We start from the raw sequence: 25295 nt of genomic DNA, 5'->3' as shown, positions 1-25295 counted from the left end.
CGGGGGTGTCGTCGTTCGGGTTCGGTGGCACCAATGCCCATGTGATTGTCGAGCAGGCTCCGATACCGGAGTCGGTGGAGCCGCAGCCGGTGTCGATGGAGCTGCCGGTGGTGCCGTGGCTGATCTCGGGCAAGACACCCGCGGCGGCCGCGGGACAGATCGACCGGCTGCGTGAGTTCGGGGCGAGCTCGTCGGCGCGGGATCTGGATATCGCGTACTCGCTGGCCACCACGCGAACAGCCTTCGAACACCGCACCGCGGCAGTCGGCCGAAGCACCGACGAATTGTTCGCCGGTCTGACCGACGCGATCCCGGTCGCGGCGCATGCGGGCACGACCGCGTTCGTGTTCACCGGCCAAGGTGCGCAGCTCCTCGGTATGGGAATGCGGCTGTACGAACGCTTCCCCGTCTTCGCCGCCGCGTTCGACGAAGCCGCCGGACATCTCGATCCGCTGCTGGACCGGCCCCTGCGGGAGACCATCGCCACCGGCGAGGGGCTCGACGACACCGGTATGGCGCAGCCTGCGCTGTTCGCCGTCGAGGTGGCACTGGCACGGCTGCTGGCGCACTGGGGTATTCGCTGCGATTACGTTGCCGGGCATTCGGTTGGTGAGTTCGCGGCCGCTCATGTGGCGGGGGTGTTGTCGTTGCCGGACGCGGCGCGTCTGGTCGCGGCGCGGGGTGCGCTGATGCAGGCGCTTCCGGCTGGTGGGGCGATGGTTGCGGTGTCGGTGTCCGAGCAGCGGGTGTTGCCGTTGCTGGGGGAGTTGGTGTCGGTGGCGGCGGTGAATGGTCCGGAGTCGGTGGTGTTGTCGGGTCCGGAGGCGGCGGTGCTGGCGGTGGTCGATCAGTTGGGTTGCCGTCATAAGCGGCTCACGGTGAGTCATGCGTTTCATTCGGCGTTGATGGAGCCGATGCTCGATCAGTTCCGGTCGGTGGCGGAGAGCGTCACGTATTCGCCGTCGACGATTCCGTTCGTTTCCACGGTCACCGGGGAGATCACCGAACCTTCTACTGCGCAGTACTGGGTCGATCAGATCCGTCGGCCTGTGCGGTTCGCGGATGCCGCAACGACACTTGCCGGTCTCGGTGTCGCCGCGATCGCCGAGGTCGGGCCCGACGCCGTACTCACGCCACTGGTGGACGCGGTGACCACTACCCCCGCGATCGGCTTGCAGCGGCGCGGCACTGATGAAGCCGAGACGCTCATCGCGGGTGTGGCGCGGCTGCATTGCCATGGCGTCGGCGTGGACTGGGAGAGCTTTTTCGCTGGTACCGGTGCGCAACGGGTCGCGTTGCCTACGTATGCGTTTCAGCGTGACCGGTACTGGTTGCACCCGAATACGACGTCCACTACGTCGGGTTTCGATCCGGTCGAGCATCCGATCCTCACCGGTGTGCTGCATCTGCCCGACACCGACAGCGTGCTGCTGACCGGCGTGCTGGACCCGAACACGCAACCCTGGCTGTCCCGGCACACCACCGCCCTGACCACCTTCGTCCCACCGGCGATACTGGTCGAAATGGTGCTTCGAGCCGGTGACGAGGTGGGCGCCGACCACATCGAGCATCTGGAGCTCACCCGACCGCTGGCGGTCCCGGACGGGCACGAGGTCCAACTGCACGTGGTCGTCGGCGCGTCCGACGACACGGGCCGGCGCACCGTCGGGGTGCGCGGCAGATTCGGGGCCGGGCAGTGGACGACCGTCGCGACGGGCACGCTCGCCCGCGACGGCGAACCGGTAGAGCCGACGCCGGCCGAGCCGGCCGTCGAGCACCGGCTGCCCGCTGAGCTGGCCCCACTGGCAACCGGCTTCGCGCTGCACCCGGAGCTGCTCGACGCGGCCCTGCCCAGTACCGCCGGTACGAGTTCGGTGCTGGCACCGGTCGTCTGGCGAGGAATTCGCCTGCACGCGACCGGCGCCGCCGAGATCCTGGCCCGCGTACGGCCGCTGGCCGACGAATCCGTCACCGCGCACCTGGCCGACCCGGCCGGCAATCCGGTGCTCACCGCCGCCGCCGTGGAGTTCCGCATGCTGAGCCTGGGCGAGGACACCGAAACGAACGGCGGCACAGCTCGATTCGTCCCGACACGCCCCGCCGCCGTCACCACGAACGCCGCCGAGATCCTGCTGGACCGCTTGACCGATCTCGGCGAGCAGCAGCAGCTCGCCGCCGTGGCGGATGTCGTACGAGTCCAGGTCGCCGCGGTCCTTGGTATCGCCGACCCGGTGAGCATCGAGGACGATCGCCCGTTCCAGGAACTCGGCTTGGATTCCATGACGGCCGTGCAGCTGCGCAATCGGCTCGCGGCGGCAACCGGAACCGCCCTGCCCGCCACCGTCGTCTTCGACCGGCCCACGCCGACCGCTCTCGCCGCGTTCGTGCTCGACGCCGTGCGCCCACCCGCACCCGCCGACGTGCTGTGGGCGGAACTGGATCGATGGGAACAACTCGCCGACGGAATCGGCGATGCGGATCGCGAGCGGGTCGCCGAGCGACTGCGCGACTTGGCGAGCCGATGGTCGGCCACGCCGGCCCGGGCCGCCGAGAGCGTCGACGCGCGCATCCAATCCGCCTCGGCCGAGGAACTGCTGAGCTTCATCGACGGCGAACTCGGCCGCATCCCCGACCACGATCTCGGCTGAAGAAGGGACCTCTGCAATGTCGGAAGACACCAAACTGGTCGAGTATCTGCGCTGGGCGACAGCCGAACTCACCAAAGCCAAGGGACGTATCGCCGAGCTCGAATCCGCCACACCCGAACCCATCGCGGTGGTGGGAACGGCGTGCCGTTATCCGGGCGGCGTCACCTCGGCGGCCACGCTGTGGAACCTGGTCGCCGCTGGCACCGACGCGATCTCCGAATGGCCCGCCGACCGCGGCTGGGATGTGGAGACGCTGTACGACCCGGACCCCGATCACCTCGGCACCTCGACCACCCGCCACGGCGGATTCATCGACAACGCGACGAATTTCGACGCCGGACTGTTCGGCATCTCCCCGCGTGAGGCGCTCGGCATGGATCCCCAGCAGCGAGTGCTGCTGGAAACCGCGTGGGAGTTGTTCGAATCGGCGGGCATCGACCCGATGACGTTGCGCGGCAGCGGCACCGGCGTCTTCATCGGAGCGGGCGAACAGAGCTACCTCGATCTGGCCGCACCGCCGGAACTCGAAGGCTATGCCATGACCGGGCGGCTCGGCAGTGTGGTCTCCGGCCGCCTGGCCTACACCTTCGGGCTCGAAGGTCCCGCCGTCACCGTGGATACCGCGTGTTCGTCGTCGCTGGTGGCCCTGCATCTCGCGGCGCAGTCCCTGCGCCGCGGCGAATGCGACCTTGCGGTGGCGGGCGGGGTCACCGTCTACGGCCATCCGGGCGGCTACATCGAATTCTCCCGGCAACGCGGACTGTCGGCCGACGGACGGTGCCGGTCCTACGGCGCGGGCGCCGATGGGACGGGATGGTCGGAGGGCGCCGGTTTGCTGGTGCTGCAACGGCTCTCCGACGCCGTGGCCTCGGGGCGCGAAGTGCTTGCGGTACTGCGGGGTTCGGCGGTGAACCAGGACGGGGCATCCAACGGGTTGACCGCACCCAACGGGCCGTCCCAGGAACGCGTCATCCGCGCGGCACTGGCCGACGCGAGATTGTCCGCGGCCGAGGTGGACGCGGTGGAAGGGCACGGGACCGGAACCCGGCTGGGCGACCCGATCGAGGCCCAGGCACTGCTGGCAACCTATGGACGCGAACGGACTTCGGATCGTCCGCTGTGGTTGGGGTCGCTGAAGTCCAACATCGGCCATTCGGTCGCGGCGGCGGGTGTCGGCGGCGTCATCAAGATGATCGAAGCCATCCGCCGGGGCATCCTGCCCAGAACCCTGCACGCCGACCCACCCAGCCCGGATGTGGACTGGTCCTCGGGCACGGTGCGGCTGCTCACCGAGCTGCGGCCGTGGCCCGCCACCGGCGCGCCGCGCCGGGCCGGAGTGTCCTCGTTCGGCGTGAGCGGCACCAACGCCCACGTCGTTCTCGAGCAGGCGCCGGAGCCGGAAGCTGCTGCACTACAGTCGGTCTCGGTGCACCTGCCGGTGTTGCCGTGGCTGGTGTCGGGAAAGACGGCGGCCGCGGTCGCCGCCCAGACTGGCAGACTGCGCGAATTCGTCGCCGGCTCCCCGGCGCGGGATCTCGATGTCGCGTACTCACTGGCGACCACACGCACCGCGATGGAGTTCCGGGCCGCGGCGATCGGCCGCGACCGCGACGAACTGATCGCCGGGTTGACCGACGCCGATCCGGTCGCGGCGCGTGCGGGCAAGACCGCGTTCGTGTTCACCGGTCAGGGTGCGCAACGCCTCGGCATGGGAGTGCCGCTCTACGAACGCTTCCCGGCCTTCGCTGCCGCATTCGACGAAGTCACCGCTCACCTGGACCCATTGCTGGAGCGGCCGCTGCGCGAGGAGATCGCATCCGGCGACCGGCTCGACGACACCGCCGTCACCCAGCCCGCCTTGTTCGCCGTCGAATTCGCCCTGGCGCAGCTGCTGGCGGAGTGGGGCGTCCGGCCCGACTACCTGGCCGGCCACTCGGTGGGCGAACTGGTCGCCGCCCTGGTGGCGGGTGTGCTGCCGCTGGCGGACGCGGCGACCCTGGTGGCGCAGCGAGCTCGCCTGATGCAGTCGCTGCCGCGCGGGGCCATGCTCGCGGTGCGCGCGAGTGAGCACGATGTGCGGGCCGGACTCCCGGACACGGTGTGCGTGGCCGCAGTGAACGGACCCGCCTCGGTGGTGCTCGCCGGTGCGATCGAGGATCTGGAAGCGGTCTCGACCGCCCTCGAACGGCGTGGGTTGCGCACCAAACGCCTCACGGTCAGCCACGCCTTCCATTCCCACCATATGGACCCGATCCTCGGCGCATTCGGGAAGGTGGCCCGCGGTTGCGCGTTCACCTCCGCCCGTATCCCGATCGTGTCCAATGTGACCGGGGCCGTCGCGGCACCGGGCGACCACACAGACCCCGGCTACTGGGTGCGCCACATCCGAGAGACGGTTCGTTTCGCCGACGGCATCGAGGCCCTGGCGGCGGCGGGGGTGACGAAGTTCGTGGAGATCGGCCCGGACGCGGTCGTGAGCGCACTGGTCGACGAAACCCTGCAGGACCGTCCGCACGTCGCGATTCCGGTGCTGCGCCGCACGTCGAGCGACGACGTGGCCCTGCTCACCAGCACCGCCGCCATGCATGCCAACGGTGTGGGCGTCGACTGGGAGCGCGTGTTCTCCGGCACCGGCGCCCGGCGAATCCCCCTGCCCACCTATGCTTTCCAGCGTTCCAGGCATTGGGCCGACGATACGGCGACGAAGGCGACCGGAACCGGGTCGGCCGTCGGCCATCCCGTTCTCGATGTCGCGATCGATCTGGCCGACAGCGAGGCCGACGGGGTGGTGGCCACCGGTCGGCTGTCGCGGCGGCAACGGTGGACCGCGCCGGGCGCGGTGGTGCCCGCCACCGTGTTGGTTGAAGTGGCCATCCGCGCCGCCGACGAACTCGGCTGCACAGAGGTGTCCGCATTGACCATCCTGACCCCGCTCAGGATGCCCGCTCGAGCGGATCTGCACATTCAGGCACGGGTGGGCGGCGTGACGGAATCCGGTGAGCGACCGGTGTCGATCCACTCCAGAACCGCGGGATCGCCGGGACCGTGGACCCTGCACGCCCGCGGGATGGTACGACTGCGGATCGGCGGCGCCGATTTCGATCTCGCGCAGTGGCCGCCCACGCTGTCGGAGCACGAGCGGTGCACAGACGTGGCCCTGCCCGAGGAGCTGGCCGCCGAAGCGGCCGCCTACCGCTTGCACCCGGTCCTGCTCGACGCCGCGCTCGCGGCCGCCACGGCCGGCACTGCCGGTGAAATGCGGGATATCCGGCTGTATTCGACCGGTGCGACGGCCTTGCGGGTGCTCGCGCGCACCGATGCCGACGGCTCGACGGCGTTGCTGCTCGCCGACCGTACGGGTGCGCCCGTCGCGGCGATCGGCGCTCTGACCGGAGCCGACGCCCGACCGACGGAATCGGATTCGCCACGGCCGAAGGTCGACGACATGGCGTTCACGGTCGACTGGGTGCCCGCCGCGACCACCGGACGCCCGATCCGCTGGGGCGCGATCACAGGCACGGAACCCGTGCTGGAGATCGGCGAGACGACGTTGTTCGCGGATCTGGCGGACGCTGCCGACGCTGACAAGCCGGTCGACGCCATTCTGGCCACGATCGCAGCCGCTCCGGCAGCGGACCCGGTGCCCAGAGCGCATGAACTCGGCCGCCGAGCACTGTCCCTCGTTCAGCAGTGGACGGCCGTCGCGGACCGAACAGCCGCCCCGCTCGTCGTCATGACCAAGCTGGCCGTGGGGCCCGGCGGCACCGACATCGCGGCCGCGAGCGTGTGGGGCTTGGTGCGTTCGGCCCAGTCGGAGTTGCCGGGCCGGATCGTGCTGGTCGACGTCGACGACGACCCCGCCTCCAGCGCAGTGCTCTCCTCGGTCGTGACGGCAGGCGAACCGCAGGTCATCGTGCGCGCGGGCCGCGTCTTCGTGCCCCGATTGCGCCGAACCGCCCTACCGGCATCGACGCCGATCCGGCGGTCCGGCGAATGCGTTCTGATCACCGGTGGCACTGGTTCGCTCGGCGCGATGCTGGCCCGCCACCTGATCGCCGTGCACGGTGTGTCGCGGCTGGTGCTGCTCAGTCGTCGTGGCATGGAAAGCCCTGGGGCGCGGGAACTGCAGGCCGAGCTGTCGGCCCTCGGCGCGCAGGTGACCATCGCGGCGTGCGATGTCACCGATCGGAATTCGCTGGCCGAGGTCCTGTCCGCGCATCCGGTGACCGCGGTGGTGCACACGGCGGGCGTCACCGACGACGGATTGATCACCGACCTCGATCCGGCCCGGCTGGCGGCCGTCATGCGTCCGAAGGTAGACGCGGCCTGGCTCTTACACGAACTCACCCGGGACCGTGACCTCACGTCGTTCGTGCTGTTCTCCTCGGTAGCCGGAATCATCGGCGGCCCGGGCCAGGCGAACTACTCCGCCGCCAATACCTTCCTCGACGCACTCGCCGCCTACCGCACCGGATCGGGTCTGCCCGCGACCTCGATCGCCTGGGGACTGTGGGAGCAGGAGGGCGGAATCAGCGGACACCTCGACGAAGCCGACAAACAGCGGATCGCGCGTGGCGGCTTCCCGCCGCTGCCCGCGGATGCCGGGCTCGCGCTGTTCGATATGGCCGAAGCGCTGGGCGGCTCGCTCCTTGTCGCCACTCCGCTGAACATGTCCGCCGTGCGTGCCCGGCCGGCGAAGCTCCTGTCCGGTCTGCTGCCCACCCAACGCGCGGTGGCGGGCAACTCGGAAGCGGCCCCCTCGGCCGTGGACCTGCTGGAGGGCCGGTCACCCGTGGAACAACACGGGATCGTTATCGAGACCGTGCTGCGGGAGGCAGCCGGGGTACTCGGCCATAGCAGCGCCGAAACACTCGACCGCACAAGAGAATTCAGCGAATCCGGCTTCGACTCGCTGGCAACGGTCGAGTTCCGCAATCGGCTGCAAGCCGCGTTGGATATGCGGCTGCCCACCACCGTCGCCTACGACAACCCGACCCCCGATGCCTTGGCATCGTTCATCCTGGACCAATGGCGCGACGGCCGGGTCACCAACGCGGTCGACTATGGCAGCGAAGTCCGTCTGGCCGATGACATCCGGCCTGCGAGCACCGTCGTCCGGGTCGTCACCGATCCCGAGCACATTCTGCTCACCGGTGCGTCGGGATTCCTCGGCGCGTTCCTGCTGCGCGACCTCATGGCCACCACCAATGCCATGGTGCACTGCCTGATTCGCGGCGCGGATGCGGCGGCCGCGACCAGGCGGCTGGCAGCGAACCTGGCTTTCTACCAGGTGGCCGACGAGGTGGACCTGAATCGGGTGCGGATCGTCGTCGGCGATCTCGCGGCGCCCCGGCTCGGACTGTCCGAAGCCGGTTTCGACGAGCTGGCCCGCCGGGTCGACGTGGTTTACCACGCGGGTGCGACCGTGCACTGGCTCCAGCCCTACCACCAGCTGCGGGCCACCAATGTCGGTGGCACCGAGGAAATTCTGCGGCTCGCGGCCCGGCACCGGACGGTCCCGGTGCACTATGTGTCGACGGTCGGCGTCTTCGCCGGCGCGCCCGCCGATGGCAGGCCACTCGCGGTGGATCATCCGACCGGTCCGGCGGAGGCGTTACCGAGTGGCTACCTGCGTACGAAATGGGTTGCCGAGCAATGCATCACACTGGCGCGGGAACGCGGGCTGCCGGTGTCGGTATATCGCGTCGACGTGATCTCGGGTGATCAGCGAAACGGCGCGTGCCAGACCCGTGACTTCGTCTGGCTCACCCTCAAGGGCATCATCCAGGCGCGAGCGGTTCCGCCGGTCGCCGGCGGCTTCTTCCATCTGGCCCCGGTGGACTTCGTCAGCGCGGCGATCGTCGATCTGTCCCGGCAGCCCGCGGCCGCCGAGCGGACATTCCATCTGCACAATCCGGCCCGGGTCGCGTTGCCCGAGCTGGTGGGCAGACTGCGGTCGATGGGCTACGTCATCGCCGACCGCGACCGGACGGCCTGGCTCGACGCGGTCGGCTCGGCCGGCGACAACGCTCTGGTCCCATTGCTCGACGCCTTCGAGGCGATGATCGCCGACACCGAGGCCTTCTATCCGGCCATCGACGTTTCCGGTACCGAGGCGTTGATCGCGGGCAGTGGCATCGTGTGTCCTCCGGTGACCGATGAACTCTTCCGCACCTACGTCCAATTCTTCATCGAGTCGGGCCACTTCCCGGCGCCGGAACGGAGTGAGCACCGATGACCGAACTTGTCGAGCACCCGGCCGCGAGCCTGCCACCGAGGTTGCGGTCCCGGGTCGCCGAATGGCACGGCGTGAAGCACGACGCCGTGCACGGTATTCCGCCGAACGCCACCGAACGACAGCACACGATCGGCAAACTCACCGTGCGAGAACGGTTGGACCTGCTGTTCGACGAGGGCACCTTCCGCGAAGTCGATCAGCTGCGTCGGCACCGGGCCACCGCGTTCGGCATGGCCGACCGTAAACCGTACACCGACGGCGTCGTCACGGGCTGGGGAAAGGTACACGGCCGCACGGTATTCGCCTACGCCCACGATTTCCGGCTCTTCGGTGGATCGCTCGGCGAGGCGCACGCGGAGAAGATCCGCACTGGTGGATCTCGTGCCCGCCGATTCGAGCCAGGCCTACGACATGCGAGCCGTGATCGAGGAGATCGTCGACGATGGAGAGGTCTTCGAGGTGCACGCGCAGTGGGCCAGGAACATCCTCTGCGTGTTCGCCCGCCTGGGTGGTGAGGTCGTCGGGATGCATCTGCCGCTGCGCAAGCACGGGAATCCGCCCGCGTGAACGGGGAACAACCGGTCCTGGTGGTGGAGTCCGGGAAGCCGACCGATGACGAACTCGTCGCGTTGGTGCTGGCATTGCTCAGCCTGCCGCGGCCTCCGAAGCGGGCGGAGGCGGCCAGAGCGGCGGTCTGGGCCCTGCCGGTACCCACGCCAGGAGCCGCCCACGTCATGGTGTCTTCGGGGACCAGGGCGTTGAGGTGAGGTTTCGATGGGCGACAGCGTGGTCGCCCATCGAAACGAAGACTCAGGCCGGTCGGATCGACAGCCGGTGCGAAAACACGTCCCGCGGATCCCATTTCGCTTTTGCGGCTTGCAGGGCGGGGTAATTGTCCTTGAAGTAGAGGCTGTGCCAGGCCACGCCCGAGCTGTTGTAGGCCGGGTCGGCCATATCGGCGTCGGCGTAGTTGATGAAACAGCCGTCGGTGGCCGCGCCCGGAACCGGCACGCCGCCCGTCGCCGCATAGACGTCGGCGTAGCATTCGCGCACCCAGCGATCGTGCCGGTCGTCCTCATCCGGGTCGGTCCACAAGGTGACGTACATCAATTTCAGAATCGAATCGCGCTGTGCCGCGGCGGTCGCGCCCGCGGGTACCGCGTTGATCCTGCCGCCGTAGCTGACCAGGGCGACCATGGCATAGGGGTGCGGATAGTCGTCCCGGGTCAATTGGCGGTACAGCGCGTCGATCTGCGGCGCGGGCAAGGCCCGGCGCATATATGCGGACTTCACCTTCCAGCGGGCCACCGCGGCTTCGACGAACCCGAACCATTCCTTCACGGCGTAGAACCACGGCACCCGGCTGCGGTCGTTCACCGTGTAGCTCGCACCCGTGCCCGCGCCGACCTCGGCGAGGAAGGTGTCGAGAGTGCGTTCGGCGTCCGGCTCACCCGCGTCGATCTGGGTGCTCATCCGGAACGATCCCGCCGAACGGTGCTGGATCTTCAACTGGCTGTAGAGGCTCAGGTGGGCGGCGCCGGGCCCGGCGTGCCGTTCGTGCCATTCGCCGAAATTGGTGACCAGGCGGGCGAATCCGGCGTCGTCGAGGCTGTCCCATGCCCACGAGACATCGGAGACGATCAGCTCGGTGGGCGGCGTGGGCAGCAGCCGGGTGGGATCATCACCCGCGGTCTCGGGTGAGCGGAACCAATACCGGGTCACGATGCCGAAATTGCCGCCGCCGGCACCGGTGTGGGCCCACCACAGATCGCGGTGGGGATCGTCGGGTTCCCTGGTCGCGACGATCGCTCGCGCCCTGCCGTCCGCGTCGACCACGACCACTTCGACGGCGTAGAGGTGATCGATGATGAGCCCGTGCAGCCGCGAGAGCGCGCCGTACCCGCCACCGGCGATGTGGCCTCCCGCGCCGACGGTAGGACAGGTACCGCCGGGCAGGGTCACCCCCCAGCCCTTGTAAAGCGTCGCGTAGACCCGGCCGAGGGTCGCCCCCGGGGCGACGGCGAACGCGCCCATCGCCGCGTCGAAGTACACCGCGTCCATTCCCGATACGTCGATCACCACCCGGACGTCCGTGTTCGCCGTGAAGTCCTCATCGCAGTGTCCGCCACTGCGCACGACGACTCGGCGGTTCTCGTCGACCGCCTGCTGCAGGGCATCGACGACCTGCTCGGTGGACCACACCAGGCGGATGTAGTCCGGGGACCCCACCCACCGGGTATTGGAACCGGATGTCAGCCCGCGGTAGCGCGCATCGTCGGGCCGGATCGTCAGCGGTTCGGTCATCAGGTCGCTTCCTCTTCCATTCTGGTGGGCCACAGCGGACAGCTCGGCTCAGCTCGCGGCGATTACGGTCGCGGGCCGGTCGGCGTCGGTGGTGGTGCGGGTATTCGTCTGCCTGCGATCGGCGGGTTGCCTGCCCGGTCCGAAATCGCAGGTGATGAGCGTGGATTCCCTCGTGCCCGTGATACGCGCGAACCGGCTGCGAGCCAGCGAACCCTCACCGGTGAGGACGACGAGCAGCGGGGCGTTTTCGGCACGGTCGAGCAGTGTTTCGAGGAAGTCCAGGCTCGCCTGATCGGCCAGGTGGGCGTCTTCGAAGATCAGCGTCGTCGGCTGGAGTCCGGCTTTCGCGCACAGCAATTCGGTCCAGGCGGCGAACATCGTGCGGGCCTGGATCGGATCGGTTGCCCCCGTCGAGGTGGCCAGCGGATGCAGCGCCTCGGCGAGCTGGCTTACCGCGTTCGGTGGGCGTTGTGCGTCGCGTGCCGCGTCGGCCAGTTTCGCCGAGATCTCCGCCGGCGGGTCATCGGCCCGGAAACCGCACACGTCGGCCAGCATCGTCCGATGCATCTCGAGGTGATCGGCACCGCCGAACCGGGCACACAGGATCAGGTCCGAATCGCCTTGCCCGAGAAGGGTATTGCGGAACTCGCGGGCCACCTCCCGCGCACATGCCGCGGCGGGCGCGACCACCGCGACCAGATGCGACACCGCCCGATGCCGGACCCGCTCACGCATGCCGAGCAGCATCCGGACGTCCGGATCGGGCTCGACGCTCGAAGTGTGGGCGTCCTCGAGCGCGACGCCGATGCCCAGCGCATGCCACTGCCCGGTCGGATGCCGCAAATAGCGGATAACGTGCTCGCTCTCGCGCCGGGCGCGCCAGCTGACCGTCACCACACCGTCGGGCGCTTGGAACAGTAATCGCTCGCAGTCGTCGAAGAGATCGCAGTACATGCTCTTATTGCGGAGGTCGGCATACGTCTGCGGAAGTCGCCCTTCGGCCTCGCCGGTCACCACAGCGGCCCGGAACCGCGGCGCGATACCCGAAGCGATTTCCGTCCGCACCGCGGTGACCCAGCGGTTCAAGTGAATCGCCGCGGCCACTACGTCGTGCACCTCGCACGGTGCCGGAAACACCGTGATGACGGTGGAACAGATGACGCCGACAACGATGCCGCCGAGCGATTCGACCGTGGCTCGAATGGTCGGCAGGAACTGATCTCCGATCATGGGGGTGTCGGCGATCGGACCCGGTGCGGTGTCCGCCTGGTCGACCTGGATGAACAACACGGTGGCGTGGGTGACCTCGGCGGTCGGTGCGACCACCCGGCCGGCCCTGCGGGACGACAGGTCGGTAGCCCCGTTCGGTCCCGTGCCGCCGCGGTGTTCGCGTGGCAGCGCGGCTTTCGGCGCGGCGCCGGGCAGCAGTAGCGACGGGCTCTGTCGCAGAATGGCTTGCTGTAGCTGCTGCAGCTCGGAACCCGGTTCGAGGCCGTGATTCTCGATGAGGGTGTTCCGCCACGCCGTGTAGACGGCGAGCGCGTCGGACGGTCGCTGGTTGCGATACAGGGCGAGCATGAGTTGCCCGCAGGATCGTTCGCGCAGCTGGTTGGATTCGGCCAGCGCGCTGAGCGCATCGATTACCTTGGCGTGGTTACCGCGCCTCAGTTCGATCTCGAAGTAGTCCTCCGACACCGACATTCGGGCGTCCTCGGCAGCGGCCAGCTTCGGCCAGTCGACACCGTGCTCGGTGAGATCGGACAGTGCCGAACCGCGCCATAAGGACAGGGATTCACCGAGCCGGGCGGCACCCGCGTCCAGATCGCCGGCCGCCGCTGCGGCACGACCGAGGTCGGCGAGCCGGTGGAACCGGTAGAGGTCGATGCGGTCGGTGTCGACCTCGAGCAGGTACCCCGGCGGGCGGCTGATCAGTGCGATCGGTTCGCTGCTGTCGCCGGGGAAGAGATTGCGCAGTCCCCAGACCGCATTGTGCAAGATTTTCCGGGCCGAGGTCGGCATCGCCTCATCGGGCCACAGGGCATCCAGCAGCTGGCTGGCCGGGACGACGGTATTGGGGTGCAGGAGTAGGTACGCGAGAGTGGCCCGCTGTTTCACGCCCCCGAGGCGCAGCGGCTTTCCATTGTGTTGGACCTCGAGAGGCCCGAGAACGCTGAACAACACGGTTCCCCCTGATCAACAGGTCGCTGATTGTGCTGATTCACGGACGGCCCGGTTCCGGATGCCTTTCTCGCCGGCAACCTTCGCTGGTCTGCCGAGTGGGCGACGGAACGGATCGGGCTCGTGGGACCCGATGTCGGGACCCCACTGTCCGCGCGCCGACGACATTGGAGGCGCTGGTGCGGTACCTGTCCCGGGAGCGGAGTCCTCCCCAGATCCGGCAGGTGGGACATGAGCGGCCCGCACTGGAAGCGGGTCGCGGCACACGCGATTCGAACGATCGGGCCACAATCCGTCACCGGTCGACTCCTTCACTCAGGTGGCCCTGGCTTGTCGTTCGGCACCATTGTGTCGAATCGTGCTTCGGGTCTGCTTCGGGCTCACTTCCGAAGTGGCCGTGGCTTTTTGATCGCCGGGTTGCTGATCGGTGTGGGTAGGATTGGGGCGTGCGTTTTGGGGTGTTGGGCCCGTTGGACGTCGCGACGGATCACGGCGACGCGGTGTCGATACCGGAGTCGCTGGTACGGGCTTTGCTCGCCGATCTCATCGCCCATGTCGGTGTGCCCGTGTCCACCGACCGGCTGATCGATGACCTGTGGCCCGGGTCAACGCCCACCAACCCGACCCGGTCGCTGCACACCAAGGTGTCGCAGCTGCGTCGCGCGCTGGAGGATGCCGAACCGGGGGGTCGAAAATACATCGTGACGACCCCGGCGGGCTACCTCCTGCGTGCCGAGCCGGCTCACCTGGATTCCACGCTGTTCCTGGATTCCGTCGCGCGGGCGCAAGTTTCGATGGACCTGCGGATGCGGGCGAACCTGCTGCGAGAGGCATTGGCCCTGTGGCGCGGTCCCGCTTTCGCCGACTTCGTCGACCTGCCATTCAGTGCGGAGGCCTCGGCCAGGCTCGACGAGGCGCGGATCGCCGCCCGCAGTGAGCTGGCGGAGGTCCGGCTCGAACTCGGCGAGCATCGGATGCTGATCGAGGAGATCAACGAGCTGGTCCGGGAGCACCCGTTGCGCGAAAGACTGCGGTCGATTCAGATGCGCGCGCTGTACCGGTGCGGCCGTGCCGCCGACGCCCTCGACAGCTTCAACGAACTGCGCACGTTGCTCGCCGAGACCCGGGGAGCCGACCCGAGCCGGGAGCTCGTCGAGCTGCACCGGGCCATCCTGGAACAAGATGCCGAACTGCGGCCCGAACCTATATCGCTGGGGGGCAAGGCACTCGGTCACAATCTCCCCGAGCCGCCGAACGCGCTGATCGGCCGGGACTCGGCGGTCCAGGAGGTGACCGCGCGCATGGGATCGGACCGGCTCGTCACCTTGGTCGGTCCCGGCGGCGTGGGAAAATCCCGCCTCGCCCTGGCCGTCGCGAGCAGCATGGTCGACAGCTTCGCCGACGGTATCTGGCTGGTCGAATTCGATGCCCTCGATCGCTCGCACGGGCCCGAGGTGCTGGCCGACGCGGTTCTCTCGGTGCTGAGCATCGATGTGAACGCCCCACCGGGACCACCGCCACAGGCACGGCTGAACTCGGTGGACCGGGTCGTGGCGTTCCTGCGCTCCAGGCGCGCGATGCTCGTTCTGGACAACTGCGAGCATGTCGTCGACGCCGCTGCGGCGCTGGTGGAGGCCATTCTCGCGGAGTCGGCGGACTGCCGGATACTGGCGACGAGCCGGTCGCCGTTGGCGGTACGCGGTGAGACGATCAGATCCGTCGAGCCGCTCGAACTGCCTGCCGCCGATACTTCGCGCCCGGAGCTGCTCAGCGCCTCGAGTGCCGCGCAACTGTTCGCCGCGAGGGCACCCGGTCTGCGCTTCGACGCGGCCAACTTCGAGGACGTCATCGCGATTTGCCGACGGCTCGACGGGATTCCGCTGGCGTTGGAACTGGCCGCGACGAAGGTCCGGGTCCTCGGAGTGCACGAATTGCTGATCCAGCTCGATCGCCGCTTCCAGATACTCGCGGGCGGATTCCGGGATTCGCCGGACCGGCACCGGACCCTGCGCGCTGCGATCGACTGGAGCTGGGAACTGTTGTCCGGCGCCGAACGTGACGTACTGTGCTGGCTGGCGATTCACGCTGAAGACTGCTCGCTGCCCGCCGCGCTGTCATTGGCCGGCGATCCGGCCGAAGACCACGAGATTCTCGGTGCGCTGACCCGATTGGTCGACCAGTCCTTGGTGGTCATGCAGGAAGCGCAACATGGACCTCGCTACCGGCTGCTGGAGTCGATAGCGGCGTACTGCGTCGAGCATCTGGAGACGGCGGAGGTGCTGGTCGAACTGCGATTACAGCATGCGAACCATTACGCCGAGCTCGGCGAGCGTGCCGGTGCCGAGCTGCGTGGCCCCGATCAGCGTCGCTGGCTCGAATGGCTCGACGTCGAATCGCCCAACATCCGTAAGGCGGCCGATTTCGCGATCGGCCGCCGCGACGCCCGGCTTGCCATGCGGCTGGTGAACTCGCTGATCTGGTTCGGATTTCTCCGCGGCAGGCTTACCGAGGCCCATCGATATCTCCGCGCGGTGAGCGCGATGGCCGGGGAGTTGCGCCCGGTCGAGCGCGCGACGATCCTGCGGTGGCAGGCGGGCATGGCGTTGCTGATCGGGGAAGCCGATCAGCTGGTCAGTCCGTCACCTGCGCTCACCGGTGACGAGACAGCCGCTGAGCTGTGCGCACTCGCGCGCGGCGAATGGTTCCTCGGCTACGCGCAGTGGTATTCGGGTGCGCTCCCGGAAAGCGAGGATCGCGTCGGACGCGCCTTGGCGACGTTCCGGTCGTTGGATGACAGCTGGGGGATCGCGGCGTCGCTGAGCCTGCGCGCCGCTCAGGGTACGGCGCGCAGCGAATTGGCCGTGGTGCGAGATCACGCGGAAACAAGCGCGGCGATCTTCGACGAAGTCGGCGATCGATGGGGCCGGCTCAAGGCCATCGAGGCGCTGGCCGTGCTCGCCGAGTTCGAGGGACGCTACGACGATGCGAACGACCTGCACTATGAAGGGTTGCAGATCGTGGAGGATCTCGGCCTCTGGACCGAAACAGCGCACAAACTCGCATTACTCGGGCGGATCGCGTTACTGCGGGGCGAGTTCGCGACCGCGGACGAACTGCATCACCGCTCCTTGCGGCTGGCCGTGAGCCACGCCAACCGGCTCGGTGAAGGTTTCGCCGAGATCGGGTTGGGGTTGAGCGCGCGACGCCAAGGGCGGTTGGACGACGCCGAGCAACACCTGACTCGATGGCTGGGCTGGCTGGCCGCCATAGCGGCGCACAATGGAGTGGCTCTCGTGTTGGCCGAGCTCGGATTCATCGCCGAATTGCGCGGAGATGCCGAGGCCGCGTGGGCACTGCACGCCGAGAGCTTGTCGGCGGCATCGGCGACAGGCGATATCCGGGCGGTTGCCCTCGCTGTCGAAGGGCTGGCGGGGGCCGCGGCACTGGCCGACCAGTTCGACCGGGCGGCTCGGCTGCTCGGTGCGGCGATGAGGGCACGTGCTTCGACCGGCGCGCCGCTGGCGAGTGGCGAACGAATGGATGTCGAACGGATCACCGCGGCCGTGCGTGAGGCGCTGGGTGATGAGCGGTTCGCCGCGGAGTTCCAGCGCGGCGGGCCGGTGATCGTCGACGACCACGGTGTGTCGGTGACCGACTTCGCCCGGACGGTCGCCGACCGGCAGATCCGCCGTATTATCATCGACGCGGTGATGGGGAGGCCACCGCCGCTGACGGGCGGTGCCCCGTTTTCCGACCGAACACCTCCGGTCGCCGACTCGGTCCGGCTCCTATGAACTAGTGCAAACACACCGTACTTCGTCCACTCTCGGCCGGAATGGCGACGGAGAGTTGACGGGCTGACGAATTTCGAACAGGTTCGACCGACATCTCGCAAGGAGATCGCATGTCCAGTTCTTCGCCCCTCATCGACTCGAACTCCGACTTCGGCGTGAAGGTCTCCAAACGCCTGACGCAGGAGGCCATTATCTGGCTCACCACCGTAAGCCCCAGCGGCACACCGCAACCCAATCCGGTGTGGTTCCAATGGCGCGACGAGGCGTTCCTGATCTTCACCCAGCCAGGCACCCCCAAGCTGCGCAATATCGCCGCCGACCCGCGTGTTTCGCTGAACTTCAACAGCACGGCCGCCGGCGGCGACGTGGTCGTGTTCACCGGAACGGCCCAGGTCGATGCGGCCGGTGCTTCCGCCTCCGAACTCGATGCTTTCGTCGAGAAGTACACCGAGGGTTTGGTCGATATCGGGATGACCAGGGAGCAGTTCTTCGCCGACTACTCGGTTCCGGTTCGCATCGTCCCTGATCGGCTTCGGGGATTCTGAGTCGGCGTCGTCGGCCGGCCTTGCGTGTGCGGGCGTGATCGCAGGGGTCACCCGCCCGATCACGCCGTTCGCGGGAAGGATATGCATGAGGGCGTCCTCATTCAATCCCGACCGGGCGAACGCGTTGACGATGTGCCGCTGCAGTAGCAGGTACATCCGCAACACCGGGAGGCACGCGAGGCTGGCCACCGCCATCATCGGAATCCCGAGAACTTCCCGCACCCTCTGACCCGCGAATACTCCCTGCACCCTAGGACGAGCGGACGCGAAGGGCGTGGCACTGCTGCCCGCACAACCCAGCGTGCGACCCGAACCCCATCCCCAACAGGGGCCGACCACACTGTGAGCCGATCGAACGCAGACGGTTACCGGTCGCGGGATACTCCGCGAGAGCGGTCCTGTCCGCGTCCGGTACCGCCGCGCACAACGCCCGGCGCATGACCAGGCGGCTCCCGCACCGCCGTTGACGGTGGTTGTGCCTGGCCGAGCCCAAGTAGCTTGACTACGTCCGGGGGCAGTCCCCGGGCTTGGAGTCGTGCCAGTTCGTCCACGCGTTCCATGTCGGCTGCCTCGCGTGCTTCGCGCGCTTTCTCCTCCGCCGCGCGGGCGTCGGCTGCTGCGCGCTCCAGGTTGGCGGCGTCGGCAGCCTCTCGGGCCGCCTGTTCCCCAGCGTCGGCGGCTTCTCGTTCCTGGAACTGATTGGGTACCGGGAATTCCAGCGCCACCCGTTCGGCGGCCGCCCGTTCAACCCGCGCACGCTCATCGGTTCCGCGTGCATGCCTGGCTCGCTCGGCTTCCTCTCGGGCCTGCCGAGCACGTTCGATCTTCTGTGGGGAATCCGCCCGGCCACGTGTAGCGGCTTCCCGGAACTGCTGTATCTTCCGGAATTTCTCGGCTCGCTCTTGCGCGCGCACAATCATGCGTATCTTCGCCAGCCGTTCCCGCGCCCGGTCTGCCCGTTGCAGCTCGTACGGCCGGATCAGTTCCAATTGCTTGGATGCCAGCGACTGACCGAGCTGTATAGCGCGCAATGCGTCGGCACGAGAAATGATCAAATGCTGAAACTTGTCGCCAAAGTCTCTGACCATGTCTCGCAGATCTTCGCGAACTTTCTCCGGAATCTTCTCACCGGCCACCGTTTCCCATCGGGAGCGAGTGATCAGGCCGGAATTGAGTCCATCCCGGTCCTTTCGTAGCTGAAGGCGAGCATCTGCCTCGTTGATTCGACCTGATTTACGCTCGACACCTTGGACGCCCTTCCCTAGAGTTCGGGCTGAATCCAAGATTCGCGCGCCTCGACCAGTTTCGACCCTGAACTGGTGTGCCCACCCCTTTTCGGGTGTTTCTCCCAGCTCGTGCGCCCTACCGAGTTCGAAGTACAGCCCTTTCTCGTAATTGGTCAACCTGCTACGGACCGCATCGTATTCGTCGGGCACGGCTGCGCCCACCCCCGTTTACATTGAGCAAGTCAGAGCGCAGTGCGTGACTTACGTGTTTCGCGCACAGCTTCGGCGATGTTGTATTCGATCAATCTTGGGCCGTCACTGTCGGTTAGATCTTGCGCTATCGCCACCATGCTGCGGGTATCGTCGCCCCGCACAGCCGGACCGAAATCGGTAAACAGCGGCGAACCCCACTCGGGGCGGTTCGTCCATTGCAGACCGCCACGCCGCACATAGCATTCACCCAAGAATCGGATGAAACCATCGGCGAGTTCACGGTTTTCCGGCGCGACAAGTCCAGCCTCGCCGAACAAATCTTTTGCCACTTCCATGATCCGGGTCGACAGCGGCGGTTTCCACCATGCCAACTCATAGCTCACATCCGGAACCGTTCTGGCGAGAAATGCTCGTACCTCCAATTCCATACGTTCAGGCGCAACCCAATCCAGGAAGGCTTGAGTTTTGTCATCGAACTCGATATCGAAACCGATTTGTTCCTCATCCACTGGCCCGGCCTTCCTCTCATGCTGGCTGTCTGGTATCGCGGGTTCGAGCAACCAAGTTTGCGTCCGCACGCGCCACTGGGCAAGCAGCGCGGACGGAGGCAGGAGTGTCGTAAGGGGACCGTCATCGCTCGACATACAACTGCTCACACGGCAAACGGGGCAGCCGATCAGTTGCGCCGCTGGCGACAGAGACGGCGTCGGTGCAATGTCGGATACCTTCGTCTTGGACGAACACCAGAGCCGCAGTCAAGCACGCCGCGTAGTGCAGTTGGTAGCCGCGCATCCGCACGATCAGGTGCACGTCGGGTTCGTCCGGCAGGGGTGAACTCATCACATGCCCCGATCCTGGCACCATCGGTAGTCGTCGCGGGAGACGATTTCTGCCGCGGAGTGGCGCGGTTCGGCGGTGTCGGGCTGCATGTGAGGGCCTTCCGTGAAGAGTTCACTCTGGTATGAATGCTGCTGTGGTGCAACCGGTTTCGGAGAGCGGGGAAGGCTGGCGGTCGGGTTCTGTTGGGCGGACCGAAGCGGAGCCCGCCCGCGCAGCCTTCCCCCTTTGGGTGCCCCGGCACGTGTGTGCTCCCTCTGGTGCAAAGGGGGAACCAAGGGGGACGCGTATCCACGCCGGGGCGGTCCAGGTGGTTCAGGTGCGGTTGATGTGCTGGCCGATGATCGCGGGGATCAGCAGGTCCAGAAAGGTGATGTCGTCGGCGGCCGGGATGTTGTCGATGATCGGATCGAGCACCGGTGCCGCGTAGAGGCGGCCGGTGTGGGGTGCGGCGGCGGTGCGGGCGCTGCTGATCAGCTCATAGACCACCATCGCGATCACACGAACGCGGTTGGTGTCGCTCATTCCGTCCCGCACGGCATCCGCGGTGGCGGCAACCAGGGTGCCGATCACGTCGGTCATGACGTCCAGTTCGGCAGCGGAACGCTCAGCGTCCTGTTCGCCGGTCATCGTCTCGCCTGCGGCGGTTGCTGTGGCGGTGGGGCAGGCGGAGTAGCGAATTCGGAATATCGGCGGTCGAACACGATGCGAATACCGATCCATGGGCATTTCTGGCCGCCGAGCGCGATGTCCAACGGTGAGTCGTGGTCGGCCATGCGGCCGTTGACGACCTTGACCATCTGCCCGAAGCAATTCAGGGAGGGGCACTTCACCGACAACACCTCTCCGGTGTTCTGGTTGAAGGTGAACAGGCCGCATTGCTCGGTGGTGATCCACGGTGCACATGCGGGGTCACATCCGTATGGCACTGTGGCCGTGGTGGTTTCAGGCATACGCCCTCACCATTCGACGTTGCCGCGCACGCTGAGCGGCGCATCCCCGGATCGCTTCGACCACGACCCGCCCCGGCGGGCGATAAGGGTCGCGCGGTGGTTGTACCCACGCCCGGAACAGGCCGGGGCGCTGTCCGGGGCCGGGCAGGGCGATGTCTCCGGCGCGGATAATCGAGACGTTCAGCCGCGACATTTCCGCGAACAACCGAATGTCGTCCGGCAGGTCCGGCCCGGTCAAGAATGTCCAGTGCCGCGAGCGCGGATGCGTCAGTACCGGCCCGGCCTGCTGGCCATGACGGTGCATCCGTGCCTTGACCTCCGCGCCGATGAACGCGGGCATCATCAACGCGCATACCCGACCCGCGCGCAGCGTGATTCGACCCAGATGCGGCGGATGGACCTCGGCGGGCAGGTCACACACCGTGCGGTAGAAGTGGCACACCGACAACGGTGTGTGCCCAGGCTGTTTCGATGAATCCACAAACGGCTCCCCTGTTAGATGCACTGGCGTGCACCCGCCGCCGGGGACCCGATGAGGGGCACCGCATCAACCCGGCGGCGGGGCTCCCTCCAGCCTGGTCACGCTCGGCATGTATTCCCAGGCACGGAATGCGTACGGGGGCTGTACTCTTCCCGTACGGACCGTCGCAGGCGCGGGCAAGGGGTGGCAATGATCGTCATCGACAAATGGACGCGAACCGAGGTTCGAGCTTTGCGCGTTGCGGCTCTACGGATTACGCAGGAGGAGTTCGCCGAGACGCTCGGGTTCAGCGTCGAGACGATCCAGAAATGGGAACGGAAGACAAGGGCCGATCGCCCGGTCGTACGCAAGTCGGCAGCGGCGCTCGACGAGCAACTTCGGCGGCTCGATGCCAGTCAGCTCGAACGGTTCCGGGCTGCACTCGCTAATGCACCGGCACTTCAGGACGGGCATTCTGTACGCAGCGGCACTGTGATCTCGGGTGCAGACGAGTCGCCGCGGATAGGTGATCTCGGGACTGTTGCGTGGGAAGTCGAGGACGACGTGAAACGGCGTGAGTTCGGCAAGCTGGCAACGGTCGGAGCCGTCGCGATCTTTCTCCCTGAAAGCCGCGGCCGGATCGGCGAGAGTGACGTCCAACGGCTCTTGGCTGGTGTCGACGCACTCGATCAGGAGGATCAGCGCACAGGCGGAGCCCGGTTGGTTGATGTTGCCGTCGAAAAGCTGGCGCACGCCACAGACTGGCTCGAAACCGGTGCATTCGACCCGGCTACGGGGAACGCATTCACCAGGGCGACCGGAGAACTTGCGGTGCTAGCTGGGTGGCTGGCGTACGACGCGGATCGGCACCCGCTCGCGCGCCGGTGCTTTGCTGACGCCATGGCGCTCGCCACCGAGGCCAACGACAGTGACCTGATCGCACACACTTGCTTGTATGCGGCACTTCAATCCTGCTCTCTTACACGTGCCGACCTCGGCGGAAGCCCTTATAAGGCGCTGCAACTGTCTAATCGGGCCCGCGACCTGATGCGTGGTCGGCCACCAGGTCGAATCCATGCGTTGATTGCCGTTCGTGAGGCGCAGGCGTACGATCTGCTCGGTGACCGAGCGGCGTTCGGCCGTGCTATTGCGACAGCATGGCGTGAGTTGGACCAGGCGATGCAGTTCGAGCCGCTGGAGGAAGTTCCGCAATGGCTGCGATTCGTGACATATTCAGAGATCGCCGACCACGAGGCCCGCGGCTACGCTGACCTGGGTGACCTGCGTCGATCTGTCGAGTTGTACGCGAGTGCTGTGGACCGGCCCGCAGGAGTGCGTAACGCCACGATCGTGCGCGCATGGTCGGCTGCAACCAGGGCTCGCCTCGGCGATATCAGTGGCGCACTCGAGCAGGGGTTCCCGGCGTTGGTGGACCTGTCCGCCATAGCGTCGACACGCATACTGCGTCGCTTCGAGCCGGTTCGGACAGCGGTCGATCAACTGCCCGCCGGTGTGGATTTCCGCGACCTGTACGACTCCCTGGCTCAGAAAGCGATAACCGCATGACCGGTTTGCCGGAGGGCCTGGAATTCGAGCACTGCACCGCTGCCGAAGCACGTTCTCGACGCCAAATGGTCGAAGATATCTATCACCGTTCATATGTCGATGCCATCGCCTCCGGAGACCCGTTCGACTCGCCCTCAGAATTCATGCGCCGGTTCGATTCCTACACCGAGCCCCGTAACAGCGGATTCGCGTATGTGCTTGCGCGAGTAAACGGTAAGGCCGCAGGCCAGATCTGGGGCTGGCCGCTGCCCCCGAACGCGCGATGGTGGACAGGATTGCATCTCGACAGCGGCGACCTCGGGGAGTTCACTACCGAGGACGGCACACGCACGTTCGGGCTCAGCGAGATCATGGTGTGCGCCGAGTATGCCGGCCAGGGCATCGCACACGCGCTGCATGACGAATTGCTCAGCTCCAGAACCGAACAGCGCGCGACACTCCTCGTCGAAGCGGACAACGACCGCGCCTACGAGCGTTATCGGCTATGGGGCTGGAAGAGGGTCGGATGGCGGCGCCCATCCTGGCCCGACGCCCCACAGTTCGATGTGCTGATCCGCGCGTTGCGCTGACCGAAGAACCCGACGTCTCGTTCGTTGGGGGACACCCGACCCTGTTCGGCCACCCGGCCGAGTGGGGCCTTCGGCGTCTGTCGGCCGTCCCACGGCGGAACAATCCCACAATGGCTAATCATCAGCTAATCGAGGCGGAGTGGTTAGGAGTGTGCCATCGCCGGAGGAGGACCCTGGCACCGGCAATCGGTGGTGGCTATAGTGGTGACAGCTACTGGCATATGAGGTGTCGACCTAGTTGGAAGTGCCCGGAGTGGATCAGCAGCGGTTATCGCAATCCGTTTGCGGACGCGCGTGAGGGCGGCAATTTCTTACCTTAGTGCGCCGATGGCAATGAACTGGCAAATGCTCGGAGTTACTCCTCGGCAGACCAGTTGCAACCGAAAAGGAGCCCTACATGCCTCAGCTTCCGAACCCTCCCGAACCGGTCTTGGAGCCGGAGGCCCGGCGACTTGCCGAGGCCACCTCGGCGCACCCGCGGATCTATGAGGTTCCGCCCTCGCAGGGCCGTGACATTCTCGCCGATCTACAGTCCGGAGAAGGTGTCCACAAACCTCCGATCGATGAGGTGTGGGTGTCGGTTCCGGGCGGCCCGACGGAATCGGTGCGCACCCGCATCATCCGGCCCAAGGGCCTGCGCGGCCGCCTGCCGGTGATCCTTTACATCCACGGCGCCGGGTGGGTCTTCGGTGACGAGAACACGCACGACCGGCTGGTCCGCGAACTTGCCGACGGGGCCCAGGCGGCGGTGGTGTTCCCCGTGTTCGACCGGTCGCCGGAGGCGAAGTATCCGACCGCGATCGAACAGAACTGGGCCGTCGGAACCTGGGTCGTCGAACACGGCGCCGAACACGACCTGGATGGTTCGCGGATGGCGGTCTGCGGTGACTCCGTGGGCGGCAACATGTCGGCGGTGTTCGCGCTGATGGCCAAGGACCGCGGCGTGGTGAACCTGGCAGCGCAGGTGCTGCTGTACCCGGTGACGAACGCGGATTTCGACACCGCCTCCTACCTGCAGTTCGCCGACGGCTACTACCTGACTCGCGAAGGCATGCAATGGTTCTGGGATCAGTACACCACCCACCCGGAGGAGCGCAAGGAGATCTACGCCGCGCCGCTGCTGGCGAGCCCGGACCGGTTGCGCGGCCTACCGACCACGCTCGTGATCACCGGCGAGGCCGACGTGCTGCGCGACGAGGGCGAGGCTTACGCGGCCAAGCTGCGCGCAGCCGGAGTCGAGGTGACCGCGGTACGGGCGCTGGGCATGGTGCACGACTTCCTGATGCTCGACAGCCTGCGTGAATGCCACGCCACCAAAGTCGCTCGCACGCTCGCCGTAGAGGCGCTCGCCGAGGCGCTGCACGGCGCCAATGCCCGTGCCACCATCCCACACTGGTTCCACACACCGGCACACGTCTGAGTTCGAGCCGATTCAGCGCGCTTTCCCGGTTCCACGGCACGACCGGCATGAGACTCTCCGGGTGCCGACGGGTATTGCCATCGTTCACCGGCTCGGGCAGATGGTGCGGTGGGGCAGGTCGGGGGCGCGGGAACGGCACCGCGGATACCAGGTAGCGGTGGTGCTCGACGGTGGCCCGCCGTACCGGTTGCGTCGGCCGGGTGATGTCCCAGAGGCTCATGGATCCGTCCTCGTTGCCCAGGGCGACCAGTGTCGACGATCAGGTAATTCCCCCGGGCTGCCGTCACGGAATTCCTCCATTGGGCGTGCCTCGTTGCGAGCGTAGCGAGCGCTCTCGGCTGGAT

17 protein-coding genes and 2 pseudogenes are annotated in these 25295 nt (G+C 67.1%); 10 read left to right on the top strand and 9 right to left on the bottom strand.

The features are described 5' to 3' along the window. The 5 genes and pseudogenes from AB0M45_RS33110 to AB0M45_RS33090 all read left to right on the top strand — a co-directional run. Positions 1 to 2648, top strand: a 2648-nt coding sequence (locus AB0M45_RS33110) for an acyltransferase domain-containing protein (protein ID WP_364337298.1), incomplete at its 5' end; no start/stop codon positions are given. A gap of 16 nt (positions 2649 to 2664) precedes the next feature. Further along, positions 2665 to 8886: a thioester reductase domain-containing protein gene (locus tag AB0M45_RS33105; protein WP_364337296.1), complete on the top strand. Its 6222-nt coding sequence runs from the start codon at positions 2665 to 2667 to the stop codon at positions 8884 to 8886. Then, positions 8883 to 9197 (top strand): annotated as a pseudogene (locus AB0M45_RS33100) (carboxyl transferase domain-containing protein); the annotation flags it as partial. The gene AB0M45_RS33105 and the pseudogene AB0M45_RS33100, both read left to right, overlap by 4 nt. A gap of 61 nt (positions 9198 to 9258) precedes the next feature. After that, the gene (locus AB0M45_RS33095) at positions 9259 to 9453 is read left to right on the top strand and encodes a carboxyl transferase domain-containing protein (protein ID WP_364337294.1); all 195 of its coding nucleotides are present in this window, start codon (positions 9259 to 9261) and stop codon (positions 9451 to 9453) included. Further along, positions 9450 to 9653 (top strand): hypothetical protein, encoded by a 204-nt coding sequence (locus AB0M45_RS33090; protein ID WP_364337292.1) that lies wholly within the window; start codon positions 9450 to 9452, stop codon positions 9651 to 9653. The genes AB0M45_RS33095 and AB0M45_RS33090 overlap by 4 nt, the downstream gene beginning before the upstream one ends. 43 nt (positions 9654 to 9696) lie before the next feature. Here AB0M45_RS33090 and AB0M45_RS33085 read toward each other — a convergent pair whose 3' ends face one another. Further along, a complete protein-coding gene (locus AB0M45_RS33085) occupies positions 9697 to 11190 on the bottom strand; it encodes an FAD-binding protein (protein ID WP_364337290.1) in 1494 nt (497 codons plus the stop codon). A 48-nt stretch (positions 11191 to 11238) separates the two neighbouring features. Next, the gene (locus AB0M45_RS33080) at positions 11239 to 13305 is read right to left on the bottom strand and encodes a BTAD domain-containing putative transcriptional regulator (RefSeq protein ID WP_364337288.1); all 2067 of its coding nucleotides are present in this window, start codon (positions 13303 to 13305) and stop codon (positions 11239 to 11241) included. 509 nt (positions 13306 to 13814) lie between these two features. On the opposite strand from AB0M45_RS33080, the gene AB0M45_RS33075 reads away from it, so the two are divergent. Together AB0M45_RS33075 and AB0M45_RS33070 are read left to right on the top strand one after the other, a co-directional pair. Beyond that, the gene (locus AB0M45_RS33075) at positions 13815 to 17162 is read left to right on the top strand and encodes a BTAD domain-containing putative transcriptional regulator (RefSeq protein WP_364337286.1); all 3348 of its coding nucleotides are present in this window, start codon (positions 13815 to 13817) and stop codon (positions 17160 to 17162) included. 110 nt (positions 17163 to 17272) lie between these two features. Further along, entirely contained in the window at positions 17273 to 17707 is a 435-nt protein-coding gene (locus AB0M45_RS33070; protein WP_364337284.1) for a TIGR03667 family PPOX class F420-dependent oxidoreductase, read from the top strand. Between the two features lie 102 nt (positions 17708 to 17809). On the opposite strand, the pseudogene AB0M45_RS33065 reads toward AB0M45_RS33070, so the two are convergent. From AB0M45_RS33065 to AB0M45_RS33035, 7 genes and pseudogenes are all read right to left on the bottom strand, one after another. Next, positions 17810 to 17914: pseudogene (locus AB0M45_RS33065) on the bottom strand (carbohydrate ABC transporter permease); the annotation flags it as partial. 158 nt (positions 17915 to 18072) lie between these two features. Then, the gene (locus AB0M45_RS33060; RefSeq protein WP_364337281.1) at positions 18073 to 19143 is read right to left on the bottom strand and encodes a hypothetical protein; all 1071 of its coding nucleotides are present in this window, start codon (positions 19141 to 19143) and stop codon (positions 18073 to 18075) included. A gap of 32 nt (positions 19144 to 19175) precedes the next feature. Continuing rightward, complete coding sequence (locus tag AB0M45_RS33055) at positions 19176 to 19655, bottom strand: hypothetical protein (protein WP_364337279.1); 480 nt, start codon at positions 19653 to 19655, stop codon at positions 19176 to 19178. Between the two features lie 121 nt (positions 19656 to 19776). Then, positions 19777 to 19986: a hypothetical protein gene (locus tag AB0M45_RS33050; protein WP_364337277.1), complete on the bottom strand. Its 210-nt coding sequence runs from the start codon at positions 19984 to 19986 to the stop codon at positions 19777 to 19779. Between the two features lie 312 nt (positions 19987 to 20298). Beyond that, positions 20299 to 20613 carry a hypothetical protein gene (locus tag AB0M45_RS33045; protein WP_364337275.1) on the bottom strand — a complete coding sequence of 105 codons (315 nt, stop codon included), beginning with the start codon at positions 20611 to 20613 and terminating at the stop codon, positions 20299 to 20301. Further along, entirely contained in the window at positions 20610 to 20936 is a 327-nt protein-coding gene (locus AB0M45_RS33040; protein ID WP_364337273.1) for a hypothetical protein, read from the bottom strand. Before AB0M45_RS33040 ends, AB0M45_RS33045 begins: the two co-directional genes overlap by 4 nt. After that, positions 20929 to 21417, bottom strand: a complete 489-nt coding sequence (locus AB0M45_RS33035) for a DNA-directed RNA polymerase subunit beta (protein WP_364337271.1) — start codon at positions 21415 to 21417, stop codon at positions 20929 to 20931. The genes AB0M45_RS33040 and AB0M45_RS33035 overlap by 8 nt, the downstream gene beginning before the upstream one ends. A 189-nt stretch (positions 21418 to 21606) precedes the next feature. Between AB0M45_RS33035 and AB0M45_RS33030 the strand changes: the two genes are divergently transcribed. From AB0M45_RS33030 to AB0M45_RS33020, 3 genes are all read left to right on the top strand, one after another. Continuing rightward, positions 21607 to 22962, top strand: a complete 1356-nt coding sequence (locus tag AB0M45_RS33030) for a helix-turn-helix domain-containing protein (RefSeq protein ID WP_364337269.1) — start codon at positions 21607 to 21609, stop codon at positions 22960 to 22962. Continuing rightward, positions 22959 to 23531 (top strand): GNAT family N-acetyltransferase, encoded by a 573-nt coding sequence (locus AB0M45_RS33025; protein WP_364337267.1) that lies wholly within the window; start codon positions 22959 to 22961, stop codon positions 23529 to 23531. Before AB0M45_RS33030 ends, AB0M45_RS33025 begins: the two co-directional genes overlap by 4 nt. Positions 23532 to 23928: 397 nt before the next feature. Continuing rightward, on the top strand, positions 23929 to 24951 hold the full coding sequence (locus tag AB0M45_RS33020) for an alpha/beta hydrolase (protein ID WP_364337266.1): 1023 nt from the start codon (positions 23929 to 23931) through the stop codon (positions 24949 to 24951). The last annotated feature ends 344 nt before the right edge of the window (positions 24952 to 25295 follow it).

Source organism: Nocardia sp. NPDC051787, from assembly GCF_040681325.1.
Lineage (GTDB): Bacteria > Actinomycetota > Actinomycetes > Mycobacteriales > Mycobacteriaceae > Nocardia.
Note: the sequence above shows the minus strand (reverse complement) of the source record. Positions and strands in the feature narration are given on the sequence as shown.

Coding starts and splice junctions, on each gene's coding strand:
- AB0M45_RS33040 (WP_364337273.1), bottom strand. CDS start 20,936: ATGCCTGAAACCACCACGGCCACAGTGCCATACGGATGTGACCCCGCA.
- AB0M45_RS33050 (WP_364337277.1), bottom strand. CDS start 19,986: ATGAGTTCACCCCTGCCGGACGAACCCGACGTGCACCTGATCGTGCGG.
- AB0M45_RS33030 (WP_364337269.1), top strand. CDS start 21,607: ATGATCGTCATCGACAAATGGACGCGAACCGAGGTTCGAGCTTTGCGC.
- AB0M45_RS33025 (WP_364337267.1), top strand. CDS start 22,959: ATGACCGGTTTGCCGGAGGGCCTGGAATTCGAGCACTGCACCGCTGCC.
- AB0M45_RS33105 (WP_364337296.1), top strand. CDS start 2,665: ATGTCGGAAGACACCAAACTGGTCGAGTATCTGCGCTGGGCGACAGCC.
- AB0M45_RS33085 (WP_364337290.1), bottom strand. CDS start 11,190: ATGACCGAACCGCTGACGATCCGGCCCGACGATGCGCGCTACCGCGGG.
- AB0M45_RS33045 (WP_364337275.1), bottom strand. CDS start 20,613: ATGACCGGCGAACAGGACGCTGAGCGTTCCGCTGCCGAACTGGACGTC.
- AB0M45_RS33070 (WP_364337284.1), top strand. CDS start 17,273: ATGTCCAGTTCTTCGCCCCTCATCGACTCGAACTCCGACTTCGGCGTG.
- AB0M45_RS33020 (WP_364337266.1), top strand. CDS start 23,929: ATGCCTCAGCTTCCGAACCCTCCCGAACCGGTCTTGGAGCCGGAGGCC.